Origin of the sequence: Streptococcus sp. HMSC078D09 (assembly GCF_001813675.1) — a bacterium.
GTDB lineage: Bacteria > Bacillota > Bacilli > Lactobacillales > Streptococcaceae > Streptococcus.
This window is the reverse complement of sequence record NZ_KV813661.1, coordinates 1-23700: the sequence shown is the minus strand read 5'-3', so window position 1 is coordinate 23700 and position 23700 is coordinate 1. Positions and strand designations below refer to the sequence as shown.

The 23700-nt window shown below is 44.1% G+C and carries 29 protein-coding genes; 2 read left to right on the top strand and 27 right to left on the bottom strand.

The features are described from left to right. Positions 1-276: 276 nt before the first annotated feature. The 15 genes from groL to HMPREF2926_RS02390 all read right to left on the bottom strand — a co-directional run bounded on the left by groL (position 277) and on the right by HMPREF2926_RS02390 (position 11760). Positions 277-1902: a chaperonin GroEL gene (gene groL, locus HMPREF2926_RS02460; protein ID WP_003004647.1), complete on the bottom strand. Its 1626-nt coding sequence runs from the start codon at positions 1900-1902 to the stop codon at positions 277-279. A 21-nt stretch (positions 1903-1923) separates the two neighbouring features. Further along, the gene (groES, locus tag HMPREF2926_RS02455; RefSeq protein ID WP_003013619.1) at positions 1924-2205 is read right to left on the bottom strand and encodes a co-chaperone GroES; all 282 of its coding nucleotides are present in this window, start codon (positions 2203-2205) and stop codon (positions 1924-1926) included. 129 nt (positions 2206-2334) lie between these two features. Continuing rightward, positions 2335-2628, bottom strand: a complete 294-nt coding sequence (locus tag HMPREF2926_RS02450) for a hypothetical protein (protein WP_003004348.1) — start codon at positions 2626-2628, stop codon at positions 2335-2337. A gap of 98 nt (positions 2629-2726) precedes the next feature. Beyond that, positions 2727-3581 carry a PTS system mannose/fructose/sorbose family transporter subunit IID gene (locus HMPREF2926_RS02445; protein ID WP_037585172.1) on the bottom strand — a complete coding sequence of 285 codons (855 nt, stop codon included), beginning with the start codon at positions 3579-3581 and terminating at the stop codon, positions 2727-2729. After that, positions 3565-4407, bottom strand: coding sequence for a PTS mannose/fructose/sorbose/N-acetylgalactosamine transporter subunit IIC (locus HMPREF2926_RS02440; RefSeq protein WP_014712796.1), 843 nt, complete (start codon positions 4405-4407; stop codon positions 3565-3567). Before HMPREF2926_RS02440 ends, HMPREF2926_RS02445 begins: the two co-directional genes overlap by 17 nt. A gap of 56 nt (positions 4408-4463) precedes the next feature. After that, a complete protein-coding gene (locus HMPREF2926_RS02435; RefSeq protein WP_000261775.1) occupies positions 4464-4958 on the bottom strand; it encodes a PTS sugar transporter subunit IIB in 495 nt (164 codons plus the stop codon). A gap of 14 nt (positions 4959-4972) precedes the next feature. After that, positions 4973-5410, bottom strand: coding sequence for a PTS sugar transporter subunit IIA (locus HMPREF2926_RS02430; RefSeq protein WP_003019069.1), 438 nt, complete (start codon positions 5408-5410; stop codon positions 4973-4975). A gap of 140 nt (positions 5411-5550) precedes the next feature. Then, on the bottom strand, positions 5551-6849 hold the full coding sequence (locus HMPREF2926_RS02425; protein WP_049517980.1) for an ABC transporter substrate-binding protein: 1299 nt from the start codon (positions 6847-6849) through the stop codon (positions 5551-5553). Continuing rightward, entirely contained in the window at positions 6846-7529 is a 684-nt protein-coding gene (locus HMPREF2926_RS02420; protein ID WP_037585171.1) for a response regulator transcription factor, read from the bottom strand. The genes HMPREF2926_RS02425 and HMPREF2926_RS02420 overlap by 4 nt, the downstream gene beginning before the upstream one ends. 5 nt (positions 7530-7534) lie before the next feature. After that, positions 7535-8851, bottom strand: coding sequence for a sensor histidine kinase (locus HMPREF2926_RS02415; protein ID WP_070586324.1), 1317 nt, complete (start codon positions 8849-8851; stop codon positions 7535-7537). Continuing rightward, positions 8851-9834 carry a substrate-binding domain-containing protein gene (locus tag HMPREF2926_RS02410; RefSeq protein ID WP_070586323.1) on the bottom strand — a complete coding sequence of 328 codons (984 nt, stop codon included), beginning with the start codon at positions 9832-9834 and terminating at the stop codon, positions 8851-8853. Before HMPREF2926_RS02410 ends, HMPREF2926_RS02415 begins: the two co-directional genes overlap by 1 nt. A 188-nt stretch (positions 9835-10022) precedes the next feature. After that, positions 10023-10418 carry a single-stranded DNA-binding protein gene (locus HMPREF2926_RS02405; protein ID WP_003004675.1) on the bottom strand — a complete coding sequence of 132 codons (396 nt, stop codon included), beginning with the start codon at positions 10416-10418 and terminating at the stop codon, positions 10023-10025. Between the two features lie 101 nt (positions 10419-10519). Then, entirely contained in the window at positions 10520-11146 is a 627-nt protein-coding gene (gene ytpR, locus HMPREF2926_RS02400) for a YtpR family tRNA-binding protein (protein ID WP_070586322.1), read from the bottom strand. Positions 11147-11155: 9 nt separating this feature from the next. Continuing rightward, positions 11156-11473: a thioredoxin family protein gene (locus tag HMPREF2926_RS02395; protein WP_013904499.1), complete on the bottom strand. Its 318-nt coding sequence runs from the start codon at positions 11471-11473 to the stop codon at positions 11156-11158. After that, positions 11470-11760: a DUF4651 domain-containing protein gene (locus HMPREF2926_RS02390; protein ID WP_070586321.1), complete on the bottom strand. Its 291-nt coding sequence runs from the start codon at positions 11758-11760 to the stop codon at positions 11470-11472. The genes HMPREF2926_RS02395 and HMPREF2926_RS02390 overlap by 4 nt, the downstream gene beginning before the upstream one ends. Positions 11761-11902: 142 nt before the next feature. Here HMPREF2926_RS02390 and pepA point away from each other — a divergent pair, with 142 nt between their 5' ends. Together pepA and HMPREF2926_RS02380 are read left to right on the top strand one after the other, a co-directional pair. Further along, complete coding sequence (pepA, locus tag HMPREF2926_RS02385) at positions 11903-12967, top strand: glutamyl aminopeptidase (RefSeq protein WP_070586320.1); 1065 nt, start codon at positions 11903-11905, stop codon at positions 12965-12967. Between the two features lie 244 nt (positions 12968-13211). Beyond that, the gene (locus HMPREF2926_RS02380; protein WP_003009791.1) at positions 13212-14696 is read left to right on the top strand and encodes a DUF1846 domain-containing protein; all 1485 of its coding nucleotides are present in this window, start codon (positions 13212-13214) and stop codon (positions 14694-14696) included. A gap of 337 nt (positions 14697-15033) precedes the next feature. On the opposite strand, the gene folK is transcribed toward HMPREF2926_RS02380, so the two are convergent. From folK to comGC, 12 genes are all read right to left on the bottom strand, one after another. After that, positions 15034-15843: a 2-amino-4-hydroxy-6-hydroxymethyldihydropteridine diphosphokinase gene (gene folK / locus HMPREF2926_RS02375; RefSeq protein WP_070586319.1), complete on the bottom strand. Its 810-nt coding sequence runs from the start codon at positions 15841-15843 to the stop codon at positions 15034-15036. 25 nt (positions 15844-15868) lie between these two features. Next, entirely contained in the window at positions 15869-16423 is a 555-nt protein-coding gene (gene folE / locus HMPREF2926_RS02370; protein ID WP_031572633.1) for a GTP cyclohydrolase I FolE, read from the bottom strand. A gap of 8 nt (positions 16424-16431) precedes the next feature. Further along, positions 16432-17742 carry a bifunctional folylpolyglutamate synthase/dihydrofolate synthase gene (locus tag HMPREF2926_RS02365; protein ID WP_070586318.1) on the bottom strand — a complete coding sequence of 437 codons (1311 nt, stop codon included), beginning with the start codon at positions 17740-17742 and terminating at the stop codon, positions 16432-16434. Beyond that, a complete protein-coding gene (gene folP / locus HMPREF2926_RS02360) occupies positions 17743-18693 on the bottom strand; it encodes a dihydropteroate synthase (RefSeq protein WP_070586317.1) in 951 nt (316 codons plus the stop codon). A gap of 162 nt (positions 18694-18855) precedes the next feature. Continuing rightward, a complete protein-coding gene (locus HMPREF2926_RS02355) occupies positions 18856-19587 on the bottom strand; it encodes a CPBP family intramembrane glutamic endopeptidase (RefSeq protein ID WP_070586316.1) in 732 nt (243 codons plus the stop codon). 72 nt (positions 19588-19659) lie between these two features. Continuing rightward, positions 19660-20853, bottom strand: a complete 1194-nt coding sequence (locus HMPREF2926_RS02350; protein ID WP_023919646.1) for an acetate kinase — start codon at positions 20851-20853, stop codon at positions 19660-19662. Positions 20854-20904: 51 nt separating this feature from the next. Next, a complete protein-coding gene (locus HMPREF2926_RS02345; protein WP_049489154.1) occupies positions 20905-21858 on the bottom strand; it encodes a class I SAM-dependent methyltransferase in 954 nt (317 codons plus the stop codon). A gap of 30 nt (positions 21859-21888) precedes the next feature. After that, positions 21889-22326 carry a competence type IV pilus minor pilin ComGG gene (gene comGG / locus HMPREF2926_RS02340; protein ID WP_227038501.1) on the bottom strand — a complete coding sequence of 146 codons (438 nt, stop codon included), beginning with the start codon at positions 22324-22326 and terminating at the stop codon, positions 21889-21891. Then, on the bottom strand, positions 22313-22765 hold the full coding sequence (gene comGF / locus HMPREF2926_RS02335; RefSeq protein ID WP_024054897.1) for a competence type IV pilus minor pilin ComGF: 453 nt from the start codon (positions 22763-22765) through the stop codon (positions 22313-22315). Before comGF ends, comGG begins: the two co-directional genes overlap by 14 nt. Beyond that, positions 22755-23042: a competence type IV pilus minor pilin ComGE gene (gene comGE, locus HMPREF2926_RS02330; RefSeq protein WP_003004353.1), complete on the bottom strand. Its 288-nt coding sequence runs from the start codon at positions 23040-23042 to the stop codon at positions 22755-22757. The genes comGF and comGE overlap by 11 nt, the downstream gene beginning before the upstream one ends. Next, positions 23008-23412, bottom strand: coding sequence for a competence type IV pilus minor pilin ComGD (gene comGD, locus HMPREF2926_RS02325; protein ID WP_003004513.1), 405 nt, complete (start codon positions 23410-23412; stop codon positions 23008-23010). Before comGD ends, comGE begins: the two co-directional genes overlap by 35 nt. Then, entirely contained in the window at positions 23402-23671 is a 270-nt protein-coding gene (gene comGC, locus HMPREF2926_RS02320; RefSeq protein ID WP_083307686.1) for a competence type IV pilus major pilin ComGC, read from the bottom strand. Before comGC ends, comGD begins: the two co-directional genes overlap by 11 nt. Positions 23672-23700: the final 29 nt, after the last annotated feature.

Here is a 23700-nt window from a genome sequence, read left to right as displayed (position 1 = left end):
AGAATTACCGATTTCTGTCCCACTCTCTTTGAGCTAGTAAGATGATTACAATAGCGGCTGGCGTCAAATGATGAGAGGCAAAGCCTCAATCATGTACCGATTACGACAGAAAATAAAGAAGGCCGATCTTGCCTTCTTTGTTTTACATAGGTTACGACGTGAAAAGGGAGGAACGTTACTTTCCTCCCTTTGAGCTAGTAAGATGATTAGGTAGACCGCAATATAGCGGCTACCGTCCAATGATTCGGCGCTTTAGCACCAATCATTGGTATCAGGTTACATCATCCCACCCATCATGCTTGGATCCATTCCTGGTCCTGCTGGGGCTGCTGGTTCTGGTTTGTTGGCTACGACTGCTTCAGTTGTTAAAATGAGGCTAGCAACAGAAGCTGCGTTTTGAAGGGCTGAACGACTGACTTTAACAGGGTCGATGATCCCTGCATCAATCATATTCACCCATTCACCTGTTGCAGCATTGAAGCCTGTTCCGACTTCGGCATTTTTCAAGCGATCAATCACAATAGATCCTTCGTAACCGGCATTGTGGGCAATTTGGCGCACCGGTTCTTCCAAAGCACGAAGAACGATATTGCGTCCGGTCGCTTCATCTCCTTCTAATTCAAGGGCTGCGACCGCAGAGATGACATTGACAAGGGCTGTACCACCTCCGGCAACGATCCCTTCTTCAACGGCTGCGCGAGTCGCATTAAGGGCATCTTCGATACGAAGTTTCATTTCTTTCAATTCTGTTTCTGTTGCAGCACCGACCTTGATTACGGCAACACCACCAGACAATTTAGCCAAACGTTCTTGTAATTTTTCACGGTCAAACTCAGAGGTTGTGGTTTCGATTTGTGACTTGATAACAGCGACACGGTTAGCGATCGCTTCTGGGTTACCAGAACCTTCGACAATGACAGTACTGTCTTTATCGACTGAAACTTTAGCTGCTTGACCAAGTGCTTCAATGGTTGCATCTTTCAATTCCAAACCAAGATCGTCTGTAATGACTGTACCACCTGTCAAGATGGCAATGTCTTCTAACATGGCTTTGCGGCGATCTCCAAATCCTGGTGCCTTGACAGCTACGACATTAAAGGTACCGCGGATCTTGTTCAAGACAAGTGTTGGAAGAGCTTCGCCATCGACATCATCAGCGATGATCAAGAGTGGACGGTTGCTTTGAAGAATGCTTTCCAACAATGGCAAGATTTCTTGGATATTTGAAATCTTCTTGTCAGTGATCAAAATGTATGGATTTTCAAGGTCTGCTACCATTTTTTCATTATCAGTGACCATGTATTGTGAAAGGTAACCACGGTCAAACTGCATTCCTTCAACGACTTCCAGTTCTGTCTCCATTCCACGAGATTCTTCAATCGTGATAACCCCATCTTTGCCAACTTTCTCCATGGCCTCAGAGATGTACTCACCGACTTTTTCAGAACGAGAAGACACAGCAGCTACTTGAGCAATGGCTTCCTTGCTCGATACTGGGATCGCATTGTTTTTCAAAGCTTCTACTGCTGTTGCAACAGCGGTCTCAATCCCACGGCGGATGCCAATTGGGTTAGCTCCTGCAGTGACGTTTTTGATCCCTTCACGGACGATGGCTTGAGTCAAAACCGTTGCGGTTGTTGTACCGTCACCTGCAATATCATTGGTCTTAGAAGCCACTTCTGACACCAATTTGGCACCCATATTTTCAAAATGGTCTTCCAATTCGATTTCTTTTGCGATAGTTACCCCATCATTTGTGATCAAGGGTGAACCAAATGATTTTTCAAGAACCACATTGCGTCCTTTAGGGCCCAACGTAACTTTCACTGTATCTGCTAAGACATCGACACCACGTACCATTGCAGAACGTGCATCAGATGAAAATTTAATATCTTTTGCCATTTCTCTTACCTCTTTCTTCTCTTACTCTACAATTGCAAGAATGTTTGATGTTCCAACGATGGTGTAGGTTTCTTCCCCATCTTTCACTTCAATTCCTGCATGGCTTTCAACCAAAACGTGGTCTCCTGCTTTTACAGCTGGAGCGATGAGTTCACCACTTAGGGTACGCACACCTTCACCAACGGCCACTACTTCAGCTGTTTTTGTATCAGCCTTGCTCGCACCTGCGAGGACAAAACCTCCAACAGTCTGTTCTTTTTCTTCTACTTTTAAGACCACACGGTCTCCTAATGGTTTTAACATGTTCATTCCTCCATACGTGTTTTTAGCACTCTCTATACGTAAGTGCTAACTTATGTTTCTATTGTATCACTTGGTCAGAAATAGTCAAGAAAAAAACACCTCAAAAATAAATGAGATGTTTCTAAAATTTCAATTTAAAATTGTCAATTTTTGATTGAAATCATCGATCACTTTTTGAAGATTGATCCGCCCGCGGTAGATGCCATATCCAAAAACAATCATGCCTAAAATTCCAACCAAGGCTAGTAAAATCCCGAGGATCAAGAGTGGGAGGAAACTTTTGTGAAAGAGATAGATCAATACCACACCAATACTGGCAATGATAAAGAGTAAGCTGAACCAACGACCAAGGTTTTCAAGCATGTGGCGTTGGTACTTGATTTCTGTTTCATATCCATTGACAAGTTCTTGTTTTGTAACCATGGGATTCCTCCTAATAAAAATTGAGAATGAAGTGCAAGTAAAGGAGGTCCATTCACTTCATTCTCAAAAACTCCTACTAGCAAATTCGTTTTTTTACCTTAGTATTTAAGATGTGGGTCAAAGATACCAAGGGCAACACCGATCAAAGCAACTACAACGAGAAGTAACATAACTTTGTTTGGTGAAATTTTTTTCTTAGACATCAACCACCAGCAAAGAGTGATGAAGGCTGCTGTCAAGAGACCTGGATAAACACCATCGATCTTTTCTTGGATGTTCAAGAAGACTTTTCCTTCAGAATTCTTGAATTGAAGGGCTGTTGTAACAGATACCCAAGTAGCTGCTACGGCACCGATAACCATACCACCGACAACGCTGATCGCTTTACGAAGAGCTTGTCCTTTTGGTCCTACAAGGAATTCAACGGCTTTATCCCCTAATTGGTAACCTTTGAAGAAGGCAAAGCGCATACCAAAGTAGACTAAGAGGTTCCATACGACGATGTAGAAGAGGGCACCAGCGACGTTACCACCTTTAGAAAGTCCAAGGGCAATCCCCAAGAGAACTGGAATCAAGGTACCAACGACCAATGAGTCACCAATACCAGCGATTGGTCCCATCAAACCGGCACGCATACCGTTGATGGTTTCGCCATCTACTGCATCTCCGTTTGCACGCGCTTCTTCCAAACCAGCTGTGATCCCTACAACAAGAGATCCAAGTTGTGGTTCAGTGTTGAAGAAGGCCGTATAGGTTTGCATAGCATCCTTTTGTTCTTCTTTTGTGTCATACATTTCTTCTACGATTGGAAGCATAGAAGTCAAGTACCCGAAGGTTTGCATATGTTCTTGAGAGAAACAAGTCAAATGACCATAATACCAATGATGGAATGCTTTTGCTAATGTTTTCTTTGAAATTTTCTTTCTATCAGCCATTTTAAATATCCTCCTCATCATCGTCTAGATCCACCACTCCAGCAGGAGCAGCTTTCATCGATTTGATCACTTCAAGTTCATAGTAGATTACTGCAAAGATTAATGAAACAACGGCACTGGATACCAAGTTCAATCCGAGAGATTTTGCCAAGGTAAATCCAACAAAGAATGGAATAAAGTCAGTTGCTTCTGTAACAATTTGTTTCAACAAGATGGCAATACCGACACATGGGAGAAGAGCACCGACTGTAAAGAGGGCTTTCATCCAGTAACCATCCATAGGAAGGTATTGTTTCATCAAATCAACCATGTTTTCACCGTATTTGGTGATAATCATTGTTGGAAGGAAAGAGAAGAGGAAGTGAGAAATCCAAGGGTAAACCCAGTCAACTGCGTAGAGTTTTTTGAAGTTTCCTTCTTCAACGGCTTTCCAACCAATGTGTTGCCATACCAAGTTCATAGTAGCGGTACCGTAGAAAAGAACTGTACCGATTGTCCCAACGGCTGCACCGATTGGAGCTGCAGCTGCGGCGATTCCAGCTTCATCTGTGATGTTATTAGCATGCACAAACAAGATAGCAAGAGGAACACCGATATAAGAGATGGCACGCACATCGGCAGATACGGTACCACCAGGTGTTACCAAGGCGATATAAACGACTTGAAGGGCAACCCCGACCATAATACCAGTTGTCACATCTCCAAGAATTAAACCTGAAATCAACCCACCGATCAAAGGACGACCGAGTGTATAGTTCCCGATACTGGAACCTCCCATACCAGGCATTGAAGACAAGCTGGCGAAAATACCAAGCAAGATTGCTTGAATCCATGAAATTGTCATAACAAACGCTCCTTTTGTTTGTAAATTTATTTACCTAACAGATAGGACTGTTAGTTTTAAAAACCAAATTTTGATTTGAAATCATCCCAATAACCGATGGAAACATCTGGCAACAATTGGAATTTCACCTTGTAGCCTGCTGCTTGAATAGCTTGGAAGGCTTCTGCTTCTTCCTGAGTGATGGATTGGTTATTTCCCAATTTCACAGCTCCAGGACGATCATTGGCAGGGCCTACGATGATTTCTTTAACATCACCTGGGACAAACCCTTGGTCGACCAAAATTTCCTTCATATCGATTGGATTTTTGGTGATCAAGAAGTAACGACTATCTGATTCTGTTACTTTTGCTGATTTTTCTTTAAAGGCTTCCTTTGTCCATACAAAGGTTTTCTTGTCTGATGCGCCTTTGTAAGCTTGGATCAAAACCTTGTTTGATGCTGCTGCATCGTTTACGGCAATCAAACCATCACATGGTTTTTCTTTTGCCCAGCGTGTGACTGTCTGACCGTGAATCATGCGGTCATCAATCCGTACAAATGTTACTACCATAAGGTACCTCCCTATTAAATATCGTCATCATCTTCTTCAGCACTAGTGGCTGAAACTTCAAAAGGCTGTAGTGCAGATCGTGCTTCTGATAAGATGGTGGCTGATAAATCGTCTCCATCCAACACATCCTTCATCACAACTGCCGTCAAGGCCATGGTAAGGTTCATCCCACCAAGGATCAAGGCTCCATCGAGCTTTCCAGCTTCTTCTAGAACCGTGGCTGCAGTGGTTAATGGACTACCACCTACGATATCTGCCAAGACCAAAACAGAATCATCAGCTGTCAATCCTGAAATGCTCTCTCTAAAATCAACTGCGAAGTCATCAACCGATTTTCCTTCTTTGAGTCCAACTGCGATGACCTGATCCAACTTGTCACCAGCAAACATGGCCAGTGATGTTTTTAGACCTTCTGCCAGTCCACCATGACTGACCAAAACGAGGTATTTCATTTTTCTACGCCTCCTTTATTTGACTCTATTGTAGACTATTTGAAAGCGTTTTTATATTGTCAAATGTCACATTCCCAATATGACATTTAGCAATTAAAAAATGACATCTGTCACTTGACAAAATGCCATCTTATTTTGCTCTAAACTCCTACCTGTAGACTACTTTCAATCTCCCTCTGAATTTGAGGCAAGCGGTTCTCAACATCCTGATCGCGCAAGGCATTGCCAATCAAGTAGTCTAGCTTTTCTAGCACCTCTTTTGAGACATTTTTCGGACTACTTTCAACAGCTTGTTCCATGATGCGGTTCAAGGTCTGATTGGTCAAGGAATCTGTTCCAAAATCATCCACCTGCAGAAGGTCTTTACTAGAGCGACTCTTGACTACCTGTGGCATGACAGAGATCCCTTGGGATTGGGCAAAGAGGGTTTGTTGAATGTCTGGATCCTCTGTCAAGAGTTGCATCAATTCCCAAGCCAACTTGGAATGAGAACTTCGAGCCGACATAGCAAAAGAAGTCGTCGTGACCAAGGTTGCCTTGGTCGTTTTTGACTTAGCAGGCATCGGGATACAGGTCCAGGTGAAGTTTGAATATTTAGAAACGTGGTAGGGATAAGGTTTATAGGTCCGATATTGGGCCAAGGTCATGGGATAGAAGGCGACTTTCCCCTGGTCAAAATCTTTAGAGCTCACCTTGTAATTTTTATTTAGATCTTCCAATTTTTGCAGAAAAGTCAAAGACTCTTTGACTTCTGGAGCTGTCAGCTTGAGCATGCCACCTTGGAAGAGATAACCTCCATTTGCTGCCAAGGCTTCTTTCCAGGTGTATTCTGTACTCCCAAATTGGTCCAATTGCCCATCCCCATTGGTATCTTTGGTTAGTTTCTTGCAAATCGTATAGAACTCTTCAAGGGTCCAACCTTCTTTGGGAACCGCGATGCCTTCTTTATCCAAGAGATCTTTATTGACACACATCAAAATCGGATTGCTTTCATAAGGCAAGGCATAGGTTTGCCCCTGAAAGACACCCGATTCAAAGGCAACGGGATAAAAGGCAGCTTGATCTTTTCGATCCATATAGCCGTTTAACTTCTCGAGCACACCCCGCGCTGCTAATAAGGAAAGATCTTGCTCAGAGACCATAAACACATCCGGCGTCTTTCCTGAGACAATCTTTTCGGAGAGCCAGTCTGAATAATCTGACTGCGGAATCCCGTTTTCATACTCTACACGAACGTGGGGATGGGACTTCTCAAATTTTTGAATCGCACGATCCAAGGCATGGGAACGTTGACTGGTCGGCACATCCCAGCTAGAGCCTGCATACACGCCAATATGAAGCACGGTCGGTTGCTGTTTCCACCAATAAAAACCCGCGCTCACACAGAGCACAACAAGGAGACCAATCCCCCAACAAAGATGCTTTCGCTTCAATTTCATTCTGTATTTCCTTTAGAAAAATCACGTCTCGTCACTCCTGTTTGGACTGACCAGATCGCTAATTGCGTTCGATCTCGTAGGTTTAATTTCGCCAAAATCGTTGATAAGTAATTGCGCACAGTTCCTTCTGACAAGAAGAGTTTGGCCGCAATTTCTTTATTGGACTCCCCATAGCCGACCTCTTGGATAATGCGCCATTCCGTCGTGCTCAAATCCTTGACATTGTCCTCATCTACAGCAATAGAGAAGTTGGTTTTGGCCATTTGTGAGAAAATTTGAAAGACTTTACTAGCGATATTCGGGTTGATCATGGCTCCGCCTTGATACACCACCTTAATCGCTTCATAGAGTTCCTCTGTCGAGGCTCCCTTTAAAAGATAACCTGAAGCACCATACTTGAGTGCACTATAGATAAATTCATCATCATCAAAGGTCGTTAAAATAATAATTTTGATATCCGGATAGTGCTCTTTTACCTCTTTTGTCGCCAAAACCCCATCCATGCCTGGCATCCGAATATCCATTAAGATCAGGTCAGGATGTGTCTGTGGAATGCTAGACAAGACGTGATTCCCATCTTCCACTGTGGCCACCACTTCGATATCGGGGTGGGCTGACAAAATAATTTTCAGAGATTCTCGAATCAAGGCCTGGTCATCTGCCACCATTACTTTTATCACCATCTCTATCTCCCTTCTTTATATTTCGGTAAACTGACGCGCGTGAAAAATCCATCGCGGCTTTCAAATTGAAGCTGTCCTCCTAGGATGGAAATTCGTTCCATCATCTGCTTGAGTCCATAGCCATAAGTCAAGGTTTCAAACCCAACCCCATTGTCCTGCAACTCGATCAGGTAATCTTCTTCATCCTCAAAAAAATGAAGGCTCATCTGACTGGCATGACCATGGCGAACCGCATTGGTCATAGACTCTTGGATCACACGAAAGATCGTATCTTCAATCATGACATCCATATCGACATCTACCCATTCATAGTGTAAATCAACCTGCAAGTTGGAAAGTGTCTGGTACTCGCAGATCATCTTTTCCAAAGCATCTTTGAGGGTTCGTCCCTCAAGGGCACCTGGACGGAGGCGGTTGAGAGAGCCTCTCACATCTTGAATCCCTTCCCGGACAACTTCTGATACGCTTTTTACCTGCTCTTTTGCCCGATTGGGATCGATATCAATCAAGACCCCAACAGCATCTAAGCCGGCCGAGATCCCTGTTAGCGCGTGCCCCAAGGTATCGTGAATTTCCCGAGCAATCCGCTTACGTTCCCGATCTTCTGCAATCTTCTCAGACAAGGCCATATAGTTGTTCAACTCTGTATTGACCTTCGAAACCATGGCCAACTCTTCTTCTACTTCGTGGTTTTCCGCAAGAACATTCATAATATAGAACAAAAGCGAAATAATGAAGAGCACCATATTCAAGGCATAGAGAGAATTCTTTAAGAAAAAGGCCAGAATCCGAATGGAGGCAGGATAAAAATGAATATAGACATCAAGAGAAGGTATCGGAAAGAAAAGCGAAAAGACGTCTGAATTGGTCACAAGAAGCATCAAGAAACTCACTAGGATAAACGCAAACCAATACTTGCGGTCTCGCTTGGTATTCAACTCTTTGGAACCATAGAAGATATCCGCAAAAACCAAGAGAATAAGCCCGTTATAAGCTACATTTTGGACCCACATCAAGAGCAACATCAGGAGGATCTCCAGAATGTTCCACTTATCAAAAATGGACCATCGACTCGTTTGAGACCGGTAACGACTCGTGGAGATCAAGGCAATCCCAGCAAATAAGAGCGCAGACAACCAAAAAGTTGTAGAGGGCGCAAAAGGAATACGCTCTAAGCGTTCTACTAATAGAGAAGCTTGCCGTTGGGCAATGATATAGTTGGTTGCTTGAAGATAGATGATACTGTTGAGCATCACAGCGATAAAATTTACGACCATCAGGATGGCCAAACTGTATCTCACACCTCTAAATTTTCTCATTACTGCCACCCATTCACATCAAAGTGATCGATGTTTTCCTTTGTCATCATTTGAACCGGAATGGTTATTTCTTTTTTGTAGCTCTTCCCATCAGCCATATCTTGGATGACCTCCATCACGCGATCTCCCATCTTCAAAGGAGACTGGGCAACGGTTCCTACGACATCATCTGTCGAGTGCAGCAAGGCTTTCATATCTGGTGAGCCATCGATCCCATAGATTGCAATGGGATGGGTGATTCCTTGCTCCTTGATCGCTGCTAAAGCTCCTATAGCTGAACGGTCATTCAGGGCAACTAGTGTATCGACATTCCCCCCTGACTGCAAGAACTTACGGACAGCTGGCATGGCGATCTCCGTCTGACCCTTAGTTTCTAGTTCCGAGATAATCTCATATGACCCATGCCCTTTGATGGTATCCTTAAATCCCTGAATCCGCGTATCTGCTGAAACAGTCCCTTTGTGCTCCAAGAGAAGGATCCGAGCATTTGAAGAGCGTTTCATCAGCTCTTTCGCAATCAAGACTCCTGCTTGGTAGTTGTCGGAGACAATGCTGGCATCCGGCTTAAAATGCTTGAGCTGGGTATCAACTGCAATGATCTTAATTCCTTGTTTTCTAGCTTTTTTAAGAGCCCTTAAAATGGGCTGACTATCCCCTTTGACCGGATTAATCACAATCACATTTACTTTTTGAGCGCAAAAATCATCGATCTGCTGGCTCTGCCTTTTTTCGTCCAATTCTGGATCTCGGACATAAACAAGAGCCCCTTTCTCATCAGCAATCCGACTAATTTCCGAATGAATACTTTTATAGAACTCATTGTTCATGGTCATATAGGTGACACCGATCTTGGTCTGATCCTTGATGCTACTGGTTTGACAAACGGCATAGATCCACAAGAGGATGCAGGCCACCGGAATCACCAGTAGAACCCGTTTTATCAGCCATTTCAACAGTTCTTTCTTTTCTTCTTTCCCCTTCAAACTCCGTTCCTTTTCTGAAAATTTTGAATATATATTTCTTTATTTTACTACTTTTTCAAGAAAAGTGCTGGCTTTTATTGTACAGATGCATATTTTTGATTTATTTTTAAAAGAGTAGTTCCGAATGAAATCCCTACCAAATATCAAAAAAGCCGGTCTATAAACGAACCAGCTTTCTTTTTTTGTTTCTAAAAAGGAAGATCTTCCTCTTCTAAGATGATGTCGGCTAAATCTCCCGTTCCACCATTTTCACGCATCGCTCGCTGAGCGCGGCTCTCGAGCAACTGAAAACTTTGACAGAGGACCTCTGTCACATACTGCATGACCCCATTTTTCTCGTAGCGGCGTGTCCGAATCTCTCCATCCAAAGAGATCAAGCTCCCTTTGCTGGCATAACTAGCCATGGTTTCAGCCAATTTCCCCCAGACAACGACATTAACAAAATCAGTCTCTCGCTCCCCGTTTTGGTCCTTGTAGCGACGATTGACCGCAACGGTCACTCGGGCAACGGATTTGTCTGTGCTGGTTTTATGCAATTCAGGGGCCGCCACTAAGCGACCGATTAAAATAACTTTATTATACATCATTTACCTCCTATCTATTTATTCGAAAAAATTTTAAAAAATGGAGGTGACAAACCAAAATCAAAAAAATCTAGGATTCAAAACATCCTAGATTCTTCTCTTTATTCATGCCAGTGACGAGCAGGATCAAAAGGTGTCCCTGCTACTTCTGCGTCATCCAATTCAATAATGCCTCGTTTTTGAGGAGCATTTGGCAAGTGCAATTCACGCGGACTGCACATCATGCCATAGCTTTTTTCTCCACGAAGAGCCCCCGGGAAAATCAAGCTACCATCCGGCATCATGGCACCTGGAAGAGCGACAATGGTCTTTAGACCCACCCGCGCATTTGGAGCCCCTGCTACGATCTGAACTGTCTTATCTGGTCCAACTGCTACCTGGCAGATATTCAAGTGGTCACTATCTGGATGGGCCTCCATTTCAAGGATTTCTCCCACCACAAATTTTGGTTCCCGATCGTTGACCAAACGTTCTGAAAAACCTTCTCTTTCCAATTCTTGGTTCAAACGATCCACTTGCTCATCTGTCAAAAAGACTTGGCCCTTGCCTTCGATGGCGAAGAAAGATGAGGCATCAAAGATATTCCAGGCAACGGTTTCTTGGTTGTCCTCACGGTAAACGCGAGCCACTTTTCCTTTTCTCTCCACCGCGAGCTTAGCTTCCCCACTATTTTTCAAGGTCAGCATCAATACATCGCCGACTTGTTCTTTGTTGTATGTTACAATCATGATTTTCTCCTATTTTAATCCTGCTAAGAATGCTGTGATCTGGGCTTTAGTTTTCCGATCCCGATTGACAAACCGACCGATTTCCTTATCCTTTTCCAGAACCACCAAACTAGGGATCCCATAAACATCCCAGACTTTCGCCAGATCCATATAAGCATCGCGGTCAATCAAGATAAAGGTAAATTCGGGATTTTCAGCTTCAATCTCCGGCAAAAAAGGTTTGAGGTAACGGCAATCCCCACACCAATCTGCTGAAAAGACAAACACTTTCTTGCCCTCTTGCTCTACATATGAAGCAATTTCTTCTAGAGAATTTGGTGTAATCATAGTTTTTCCTCTTCATAATGCAAGAGACCGCCCTCATAGACAAAGCGGTAATGGCGCTCATCTTCAAAAATGACGCCTCCTACTAAGCGCTCTTCACTAGACTCGTAGAGTTCCACATACAGGGTCGCAATCCTTCCCATGGCTTCCATTTGCTCCCGTACTTCTGCTACCAATTCTTCTTGGGTACGAAGACGCTTTTGATCTTTGGCAATTTTATAAACACCGGCCGCAAGGGCTCCTGCACTTGCTACAGCCAGACTAGACAAAATAATTTTTTTAGCTTTCATAGTGCCTATTGTAACACAAAATAAGCAGAGGGACAACGGTCTAGGCTAGATCTCTCCCTCTGCTTTTAGAGACTGATTTCCATAATAACGCTACCATCCTTGTAGAAAAAGTGATAAAATAGCATCAGAAAGAAGGTAACCTATGACTGATTTATTTTCTAAAATCAAAGAAGTAACTGAAATCCCTGCTATCTCAGGTCATGAAGCTCCTGTACGGGATTATTTGCGCCAACAATTGACCCCTCATGTGGACGAAATCGTGACAGATGGTCTCGGTGGGATCTTTGGGGTGAAACACTCAACAGCAGCCGATGCTCCTCGTATCTTAGTAGCTGCCCACATGGACGAAGTTGGTTTTATGATCAGCGAAATCAAAGCTGACGGAACTTTCCGTGTTGTCCCAATCGGAGGTTGGAATCCAATGGTTGTCAGCAGCCAACGCTTCAAACTCTTTACACGTGACGGACGTGAATACCCTGCTATTTCAGGATCTGTTCCTCCTCATTTGACACGTGGAACAGGTGGACCAACCGTACCTGCCATTAGCGACATCGTCTTTGATGCTGGCTTTAGCTCTAAAGCCGAAGCTGAAAGCTATGGGGTTCGTCCTGGAGATACCTTGGTCCCAGATAGCTCTGCGATTCTCACTGCTAATGGTAAAAACGTCATCTCCAAAGCATGGGATAACCGCTACGGCGTCTTGATGGTCAGCGAATTGGTCAAGAGCCTTTCTGGCCAAGCCTTAAACAACGAACTCTATGTAGGTGCCAACGTTCAAGAAGAAGTGGGACTTCGTGGAGCTCACACTTCAACCACTAAATTTGATCCTGAAATCTTCCTTGCTGTAGACTGTTCGCCAGCAGCTGATGTCTTTGGAGACCAAGGTGCGATTGGGGAAGGAACACTGCTTCGTTTCTATGATCCAGGTCACATCATGCTACCAAATATGAAAGATTTCTTGCTCACTACTGCTGAAGAAGCGGGCATCAAATTCCAATACTATTGTGCCAAAGGTGGTACCGATGCAGGTGCAGCACACTTGAAGAACGGCGGAGTCCCATCAACAACCATTGGTGTCTGTGCACGTTACATCCACTCCCACCAAACCCTCTATGCCATGGATGATTTCTTGCAAGCGCAAGCCTTCTTACAAGCATTGGTTAAGAAATTGGATCGCTCTACAGTTGATTTGATCAAACACTATTAAACAACATCGATCTGAAGCCCCGTAAGGGGCTTTTTTAGAGGGAAAACAAACTTCTCTTGGAAACTTTCCACCGTGAGTCACCATTGAGCCCCTTGGCATCCACATTCCCCTTAGGAAAGTATCTTAGAATATTTTATCTTCCATCTGTTTTCTGATATAATATGAAAGAATGAAATGGTAGGGAACGGAACACTCATCCTTGGATTCGTGTGGCAGGCCCTTCCCTTATATACAGGAGTTTTACATGAAAAAACAAGCTTTTAGTTCTGAAAAGTATTTGAACTTGCAACGTGACCACATTATTGAGCGGATCAACCAATTCGATGGCAAGCTCTACCTTGAATTTGGTGGTAAGATGTTAGAGGACTTCCACGCTGCTCGTGTCCTCCCTGGATACGAACCAGACAATAAGATCAAGCTGCTCCAAGAATTGCGCGACCAGGTGGAAATTGTCATTGCCATCAATGCCAACAACATTGAGCACTCAAAAGCCCGTGGGGATCTAGGAATTTCTTATGACCAAGAAGTGCTACGCTTGATCGACAAATTCAATGAATTGGGGATCTTTGTAGGCTCTGTCGTCATCACCCAATATGCTGGACAAGCTGCAGCAGATGCCTTTCGCAAACAACTAGACAAGAGCGGGATCGCCTCTTATCTCCACTATCCGATCAAGGGCTATCCGACCGATATGGACCACATCATCTCTCCTGAAGGGATGGGGAAAAATGACTACATCAAAACTAGCCGCAATTTGGTCGTTGTGACAGCTCCTGGACCTGGTTCTGGTAAGCTGGCAACGTGTATGTCCAATATGTACCATGACCAATTAAATGGGATCAAATCAGGTTATGCCAAGTTTGAAACCTTCCCAGTATGGAATCTTCCTTTGCACCACCCAGTTAACTTGGCTTATGAAGCAGCGACTGCAGATCTAGACGATGTCAATATGATCGATCCCTTCCACCTCCAAACCTATGGAGAAACAACGGTCAACTACAACCGCGATATCGAAATCTTCCCTGTCTTGAAGCGCATGTTGGAACGCATCTTAGGAACCTCCCCTTACGCTTCTCCAACAGACATGGGCGTCAACATGGTTGGCTTTGCCATTGTGGACAATGACGCTGCGATTGAAGCTTCCCAACAAGAAATCATCCGTCGCTATTACCAAACCATCTTGGATGTCAAAGCTGAACGTGTCGGTGAAGGAGCCGTCAAGAAGATTGAGCTCTTGATGAATGATTTGGGCATTACTCCAAATGATCGGAAAGTGACCGTGCTTGCCCGCCAAAAAGAAGAAGAAACAGGTGAGCCAGCCTTGGCCCTTGAATTGCCAAACGGCGAGATGGTAACCGGAAAAACCTCTGATCTCTTTGGTCCAACGGCAGCCCTCTTGATCAATGCGATCAAGAAATTGGCGCATATTGATAAAGAAACCAAATTAATCGAGCCAGAATACGTCCAACCTATCCAAGGCTTGAAGATCAATCATTTGGGTAGCCGTAACCCTCGTCTTCACTCGAACGAGATCCTCATTGCCCTTGCCATTACAGCCATGAGCAACGAAGATGCTAAGCTTGCTATGCAAGAATTAGGCAAGTTGAAAGGCAGCGAAGCCCATTCAACCGTGATGCTGACAGACGAAGACAAGAACGTCCTTCGCAAGCTCGGTATCAACGTCACCATGGATCCTGTCTACCAATACGATCGCTTATATCGTAAATAAACTCAGACAAACAAAAACAATCCCTGCTCTAGGAATTGTTCAGATTGAAGACAAAGTCTTCTTAAGAAACTTTCCTTAGGTGAGTACGGACGTCAGCGAACTTCTATGAAGTTCCATGACTAATTATTGAGCCTAAGGTCTCAATAATTCCGAGTGCCTGAAACTGAGTCGTTTCAGGCACTTTTCTCACGGCGGAAAGTTTCAGAATATGATTGAATAACTATAACGAGTATAATTTTTAAAGAATTGATTAAATTTTATTAAAGATTCGTTTCTCTACGCTCTCAACAATCCCTCGAACAGGGATTGTTTTTTATTATGATGCAAAGAAGAGAGACTATTTGACAGCCTCCCATAATTGGCGAATGGGCTTTCTTTGAACAGGGTCCACAAAATGAGGAGCAATTTCATTCAAAGACTCTAGGACAAAGGCACGTTCTGCCACATAAGGATGTGGCAAGATCAAGCTCTGACTGTAACAAATGGTGTCCTCCATATAGAGCAGATCTAGATCGATCACACGTGGCCCCCACTTAACCTCACGAACACGTCCCATTTCCTGCTCAATGGTCAGTAAGGTCTCTAGTAAATCCTCTGGGGTCATCCAGGTTTCAACTTCTGCCACTTGATTCAAAAAGGTGTCCTGCTCCACTCCTCCCCAAGGTTCTGTTTCAATCCTTGTGGATGTCTGAAGAAGGCGAATGCCTCGATCCTTGATTTTTTCTAGCGCCGTCTCTAGTTGCAGTTGTTTATCTCCCATATTGGTGCCAAGCCCAATAAAGGCCCGTTTTTTCTCTCGTTCGATTGTCACCGAACAAGTCTCTAATGGCAAGGGAACAGGAGCCCAAGGTTTTTTCAACTCCAGACGAACTTTTTCTACAAAGGAATAGCTTTCGAAAATCTTTTGTACCAACTGAAATGCCACTGTTTCAATCAGATCGATCTTTTCTGCCTGCATCCACTCGGTCAACTGTTCCGCCAAGATCCCGTAATGGATCGAAGCTTCCAAATCACCTGTGCGGGCAGCACGGGTCATCTCATAATCTACCCATAGGTCTAGGACAAAACGTTGTCCTAATTCTTTTTCTGCTGGAAAAACACCGTGATAGGCGTATACCTCTAAGTCCTTGATCCGTAATTGATCCACTCTGTTCACCTCTTATAGCCAGCCATTAGTGGCCCATGAGTTTATAGGCTTCATTTTTTAAGTCTTTATCTGTCGCAAGCAGTCCACGCGCAGCAGTTGTCACTGTAGCGGTCCCAGGTTTACGGACACCCCGCATGTTCATACACATATGCTCTGCTTCTACCCAGACAAGGGCACCTTGCGCTCCAAGATATTCCATCAAGGCATCTGCGATTTCTACCGTCAAACGTTCCTGAATCTGTGGTTTTTTAGCATAAACTTCGACCGTACGAGCCAGTTTTGAAAGCCCAGCAACACGGCCATTTGGAATGTAGGCAATGTGCACTTTTCCATAAAACGGTAAAAAGTGATGCTCACACATGGAATGGAAGAAAATATCCTTCTCAACCACCATATTGTTATCAATGATTTCAAATGATTTAGACAGGTGCTCTTCTGCTGTCTGCCCTAGTCCTGAAAAGATTTCTTGGTACATCTTGGCAATGCGGGACGGGGTTTCTTGAAGCCCCTCACGGTTCTCATCTTCACCGACTGCCTCGATGATCATTTTTACTGCTTCTTCAATTTTCTTTGTATCCATATCATCTCCTAGTTGGATTTTTCTGTTTTTAATAAATAAGGTCGTACCTGGCTAAGGAAATAGAGCGATCCCGTTACAATGAGGAGCTCATCATCTCCAGCTTGCCAGTTTTGTAGAAACTCTTGCCAGTTGACTTCCTCAAGCTGATGGTTTTTCGCAGCAGCTCTTATCTCTTCTTGAGAATAGGCTCTTGGATCTTCAAAGCTCGTGAGGATCAAGCGACTATTTTCTAGTTTCTGCCACTGAATGAGCATCTCTTCTAAGGCTTTGGTCCGGATGCAGGTAAAAAGAATGGTCTTTTTTTGACCTGGAAAAAGTTCTCGAAGACTTGCGATCAAAGGCGCAACGGCGTGGGGGTTATGGGCCCCATCTAGCAAGATCATGGGATTTTGCGAGACCACTTCCATCCTGCCAGGCCAGACGACTTGATGCAAGGCCTCATCCACTAACTCTCTTGACAAGAGTTCACGCCCTTCTCTTTCAAAAAGTACATCACAGATACTGATCGCAAGAGCTGCATTTCTAGCCTGGTGATGACCTAAGAGCGCTACTTGATAGGGAGCCTTTTCTCTTTTGGAACTGTGATAAGAAAAGGATTGGCCTGATAGACAAGAGGCCTCTAGCTCAACTTGGTAATCTCTGTCATAGGCTGTTATCGGTGCCTGCTTCTGAATCGCAATACCTTCAATGACTTGGCTGGCTTCTGCTTCTAATTTCCCTAGAACCAGAGGAATTCCTGGCTTAATGATACCAGCCTTTTCACGGGCGATGGAAGCCAGATCTGGCCCAAGAAGGGCGACATGATCCAAACCAATCGAAGTGATCGCCGTCAGAACAGGCTGACAAACATTGGTACTGTCTAGTCGTCCCCCCATACCGACTTCCATGATCACATAATCCAGCTCCTCATGAGCAAAATAATCATAGGCAATGGCCGTCATCACTTCAAATTCAGTCAAACCTTGAAAGACGGCCTTTGATTGTTCAGCTTGCAGGAGCTGCTGGTAACTATCCAGGTAGGTTTGCAGGTCTTGATCCGAAATGGCTTCGCCATTAATGGTGATTTGGTCATTGTAATGGATCAGATAAGGAGAGGTAAAGACTCCAACGCGTAAACCTGCCTGCCTCAAGAGTTGGGACAAGGTAGCAATGGCAGAGCCTTTGCCATTGGTCCCCGCAACATGAATGACCCGACAGTCTAGGTGAGGATTTCCTCTCAAAGCCAAGAGAGCTTCCATGCGCTCCAAGCCGAAATGTGGATCTTGGGAACGATAGGCTTCTAGCCAACGAAGATCCAACTGATGTTCTTTTGTCTTCATTTACTTGTATTGTTTTAAATTGGTATCTGCTGCCTCTTGGGCTTGGAAAATGGCTTGCCCCAGACTGGCTGCCATCTTGTGAAGGGGAATATCATGCACCCGCACCACTTCGACTCCTTGACTGGCTGCAATACTCGTCAAATGGCTCGAAGCCAGGTCCCGATTCCAAAAACCAGTCTCCGTAGCAGGATCTGTCTCAAATCCAGCTTCCTCAATAATGTTGACCACAAAGCGTTTGCGGGAGACCCCTAGAAAGATCGGATACCCCTTTTGGTGAATCGTCCCAAGTTCTTGTAATAAGAGTAAGTTCTCTCGCTTGGTCAACCCAAATCCGATCCCAGGATCCAGCATGATACGATCCGTCTGGACACCAGCTGCTCTCGCTATCGCAAGCGAGCGGTCAAAGAAGGTCCACATCAAATCTTGAATCGGTTCTTGAGCCATCTGTTGAAGCTCTTGCTCTGAAAAGACTGGTTCGAAACCAAAACGTGGAAAGATAGTGGAACTTGGATGATGCGGTCTTGCCATCACTGGATTAAACATGAGAACTGCGCTCGCTTCATGCTCCGCGACGACAGCAGCCATCTTAGGATCTCCAAGAAAACCCGTAATATCGTTGACAATATCAGCCCCAGCTTCGAGCGCCGCTGCCGCCACCTGGGACTTCCAGGTATCCACTGAAATCAAGACATCACTTTCTTTCCGAATGGCTTTAATCACTGGAACCACGCGGTCAATCTCTTCTTGGATCTCCACATAATGACTTCCTGGTCTGGTTGATTCTCCTCCGATATCGAGGATCTGAGCTCCTTCTTGGATCAGTTTTCTCACCTGCTGCAAGGCTGCATCCACACTCGTATACTTACCGCCATCAGAAAATGAATCCGGAGTGACATTTAAGATCCCACAAAGAAGGGTCCCTTGGCCACTCAGCCATTTATTATCAATCATTTTCGTTCTCCTTTGATTCCCTTCCTACAGCATGATTGCGAACAAAAGAGGCTAGAACAAGTGTTCTAAACCTCTGAGTCTACTCTCCATACGGATTTCTGATTTTTTCTGACCTTCTGTAGGATGGTTCTGCATCAAAACTCATTGGTACCTACCATTTTATCATAATTTATCATGGAAGAAAACTCTCGATACCGGCAATAAACAAAGGAGGAATACAGCTGGATAATAATAAGCCAGCGCATTCAAGGTCATGTGAAGGCAAATGCTATATTCGATCCGCTTGTAGCGATAAGCCACCCAAGTTAAGATCAAGGACATGCCTCCGTAAGCTACCCATTCCCCTAGGGTACTCGGTCCATGCAAGTACGTAAAAAAGAGAGCACCAGCTAGGTAACCGATTGGTTCTGCCCCTCGAAAGATCAAACGAGGGATGATGGCCCGACAGAGCAGCTCTTCTAGAATCGGAGCGACAAGGATCACGACCATTCCCATAGCAAGAAAAGGAGCATGAGATTGCAGCTCATTCAGAGCCGCTTGGTTTGCTGTTGTACCACCTGCCTCTTGTTTCAACAAGGGATAGGCGAGCAGATTATTAGCCATCAACAAGAGAAGAAAAAGAAAATTTCTCCCCAGAGCCGGCCAGGTAATAACCCGAACATCTAAGTTCTCCAGAGGGCTCATCTTGATGACCCTATAAAAAATAAAGAGCACCGCCACTGTCACCAAGAGAGTGAGGATAGTGACCCACCTTGCATCCATTCCTTCTTGAAGGGAATAAACCATAGTGATGAGGGGAAATTGTGAGAGGAAGAATAAGGGCACAAAAAGAAGGAGCCAGAGGGCATTCTTACATAATGGGTGCTTTCGAACAAAAGACTGTATATTTTTCAATGGACAACCTCTTTCTTGTATAAAATAAGAAGACTGGGACTTTCGCCTTCAGCCTTCTCTCTTTATTTCAGTTTACTGATTTTTGAAACGTTCAACGTCACGCGCAATCACCAACTCTTCATCAGTTGGAATCACCAATACCTTCACACGTGAATCATCTGTGGAAATGTCTCCGACAACTCCAAAGACGTTCTTTTCAGGGTCGACCTTGCAGCCAAACCAGCTGATGCCATTGATAATAGAAGAACGAACGTTTACTGCATTTTCACCGATTCCTGCTGTAAAGATGATGGCATCTGCACCATTCAAAACAGCCAAGTATTGACCGATGTATTTTTGCAAACGATCGATAAAGATATCGTAAGCCAATTTAGCTTTTTCATCTCCATTGTGCATCGCTGTATGGATATCCCGCATGTCACTAGAAGATCCAGAAACACCCAGAAGACCTGATTCACGATTGAGGATACGGCTGATATCTTCAGGCTTATTGAAATCCTCTGTATGTTCCATCAAGTAAGGAATAATCGCTGGATCGAGATCCCCTGTACGGGTTCCCATCATGACTCCACCTAGAGGGGTGAAGCCCATTGAGGTATCGACAGAGATTCCCTTGTCAACCGCTGTAACAGATACACCATTTCCAACGTGGCAGGTGATCAATTTCAATTCTTCTAATGGTTTTCCAAGAAGTTTAGCAGCTTCACCAGCTACATACTGATGACTGGTTCCATGAGCGCCGTATTTACGGACCTTATTTTCTGTGTAATATTTAGTTGGAAGAGGGTAACGATAAGCTTTTTCCGGCATGGTTGTATGGAAAGAAGTATCAAATACCACAACACTGGTAATATTTGGACAAATCTCTCTAAAGGCACGAATTCCAGCTGCATTTGCAGGATTATGAAGAGGTGCTAACAAAGACAATTCTTCTACTTTTCGAAGGACTTCGTCATCTACCAAGGCAGAATCCTTGAAGTATTCTCCACCAGCAACGACGCGGTGGCCCACACCTGTAATCTCATCGTAGGATTTGATAATATCAAAGCGAATCAAATCATCCAACAAAATTTTTACAGCTTGTGTATGATCCTGGATATCTAATACTTGTTTTTCAGAGCGTCCATCAAATTTAACAGTTGAAATAGAATCTTTCAAACCGATCCGTTCAATCAACCCTTTTGCAAGAACAGTTTCCTCTGGCATTTGGTACAATTGCCATTTCAAACTAGAGCTTCCTGCATTAATAGAAATTGTTTTCGACATATATTCACCTCATTAAGCGTTTTCACTTCCTCTATTATATCAGATCTTTGATCAAATTTCACTATCCTTTAACCAGTTTTGGAAACTTTCCATAAAGTGAACCACCTGGTCATGATCCTGGAGATCGGTAAACGGATAGACAAAGGGCTGAACAGACTCTTCTTCTTGTTTTCGTAGGACGAAAATCGTCTTAGCATAGGCTGGATTTGAAAAGAGAGATTCTGGCAAGGTCAGCATGGCAAGGATTTGGGCTTTGTCTGTTAGCCAAGCTTTCAACAGATCACTCTGAGGGCTTGTCAAGAGATTATTTGGAGCTAAAAAGATGGCAACTCCTTGAGGTTTCAGATATTTCAGAGCCTGTTCCATCATGAGGTGATGGGCATAGGTATGGCCTTCGGAGCTCGCCACCTGATAGCGCTGTGCAATCGCATCATCTGGATAATAGCCAATCGGTAAGTCGCTAACGATCAAGTCACTTTCTTTCAACACTTGTGGGCGAACCGCATCGCCTTGTGCAAAGACAACACTGGATTCCATCACATCTGCGATACTAGCAGATAGGTCAATCAAGAGATCATCCACTTCCAATCCTAAGTAATCAATCGTGAGGCGGCTATTGTTGACAATGGTCTCAGCGAGATTTCCGGTTCCACTTCCCACTTCTAAGACATCTAGTTGGTCGCTTTTAGCCAACTGATCGATCAAAAATGTAATGATAAAACCAATCGCATCTGGTGTGAACTGGTGATTCGCTTGTAAAGGCTCTGTCTGAGCAGCTTTCATAAAAAGGAATTGGTAGGCTCTGCGCCATTCTTCCTTACTTAAATCTAGTTCTTTTAATTTTTTGCTATTGTTTTTAACAATGTCTAGATCCGTCTTGCCATCCAAATACATGGCATTCTGTTCAATCAAGGCGTCATAAAAGTTGGTCGACAATTCATTTTGAATACTTTGAGTGTTTTCTAATAGATAGGTATAGGCTTGTTCAATTTTTTCGAAATTCATGATTTCCTCCGCACCCTATCATACCAAAAATTAGTCTTTTTCGCTATTTTCTGATGGCTCCTTGGCCTCTTTTGGCGTCTCTTCAGAAGGCTTTTCGCTCCCTGCCTTCTCCTTATCTTTCTGCGTCTTCTTCTTTTCTTTTTGACTCTTCTTGCTTTCCTTTTCTTCCCTTACAGGAAGGACAAACTCATAGCTTTCGCCATCCATCTTAGCCTGAGCATGAAGAAAACCAGTATCCTTCTTTAGCTGAACTGTTCCAGACTTTAAATGAATCTCTGATGTCTTCTCATCACTCTTTCTCTTTTCAAGAGCCAATTGCACCAAAGCATAGGCCCGAAGGCGATCTTGACTCGTCTTTAAGATCCGTCTCTCCGCAACCTGACGGTGCAGGTAAAACTGAAGCAAGAGACTAAAAATCGCTGCCATCAAGAGGGCGTAGAGCAAGACACCAGCCTTAACTTTTTTCATTTTGCATCGCTGGTACCACATGGTAGACATACTCCCTTTCTAGACCTTCTTCAAAATTCAAACGCAGATGAATCAACTCTCCCTCCTGCCAAATTTGGCTAGAGCGAACTCCTGAAATCATAGGCTGATAGCCCCTGCCCTTATCATCTGTTTTTCGGATATCATCTCCTTTAGATTGACCAATGGCAATTGGTTTTTGATCCTGAACCAAGTAGATATGATTGTCCGCTACTTTTTCAAAATGGCTCCGATCCAATTCCACCTGCAATTGTTGCTGAAAAAGTACCCATTCTTCCTGCTTTTGATGCGCCTGGTAGTCCAATTCAGCATGCAGGAGCTTGGTCAAGCCTTGAAAGACCAACACACCCCCACTGAGCACCAAGAGAGCGACCAAGGCTTCGAGCAGGGTAAAGGCATTGACCTTTCCGTTATTCCACATGCAGTACCACCTTCCCTTGATGATAGACCGTGAGCTGATCGGCATCTTTTTCGACTTGAACCTGAATACCATTGGCCTCCAGATGATTTTGCCCTGTCTGAAGCGCCATTTGAGCGACAGATAAGACCTCTACCTCTTTGAAATCCGCTAGTCGCTCCTTGCGCGAACGCCGGATCTCCCCTAACAATAAGGTCGTAATCATGGCAAATAAACCCAAGGCAACTAAGGATTCTATGAGAATACTAGCGGGAACGGATGCTTTTTTTAATTTTCCCATTTCCAAGCGACAGTTGATAGGTCACCACTCCTCTCTGTGTCTGAAAGTGAACATTGGCCAGGGATGAATTGCCACCTGCTCGGTCTAAACGAATAGTTTTAGGATCTTGCAAAATGACAGAATCAGGAATCTCCACCGTCTGGTAAGGCGTTTGAATCTTCCTTGCAGTCACTTCAACATCCAATTCCGTTTGCCTTGCCAGCGCTATTTTCTGGCTTTCTTGATAGAGATGTTCAAACTCTGCAAAAAATACTTTTTCTTCCACCTGCTGAAAGCTCGTCTTGATCGATCCCGATAAGCCCAGATAGATAAAACTGACGATCATCAAGGTCAGAAGGGTCTCCACCAAGGTGAAGGCCTTAATCTGCAACCGCACGAGTTTCTCCACTATTTTTCGCATAATAGGCACGGTAGGACTCTGCTTGTTTGTTGGTAATATTTCCATCAGCAATTAGCTTTGATAGAGTAGCTTGGTCATTGGTATGATTGAGCTCGTACAATTCAGCCTGGCTTTCGACCACCTTCACAACCGCTGCATTTCCTGTCTCTTTCACGGAGTCTTTTTGCTTGGTCAAATTCGGCACAAAGAGCAATAAGAGCACACTGATGATCAATAAGACCACCAACATTTCAATGCAAGAAAGTAAATTTGTCACTC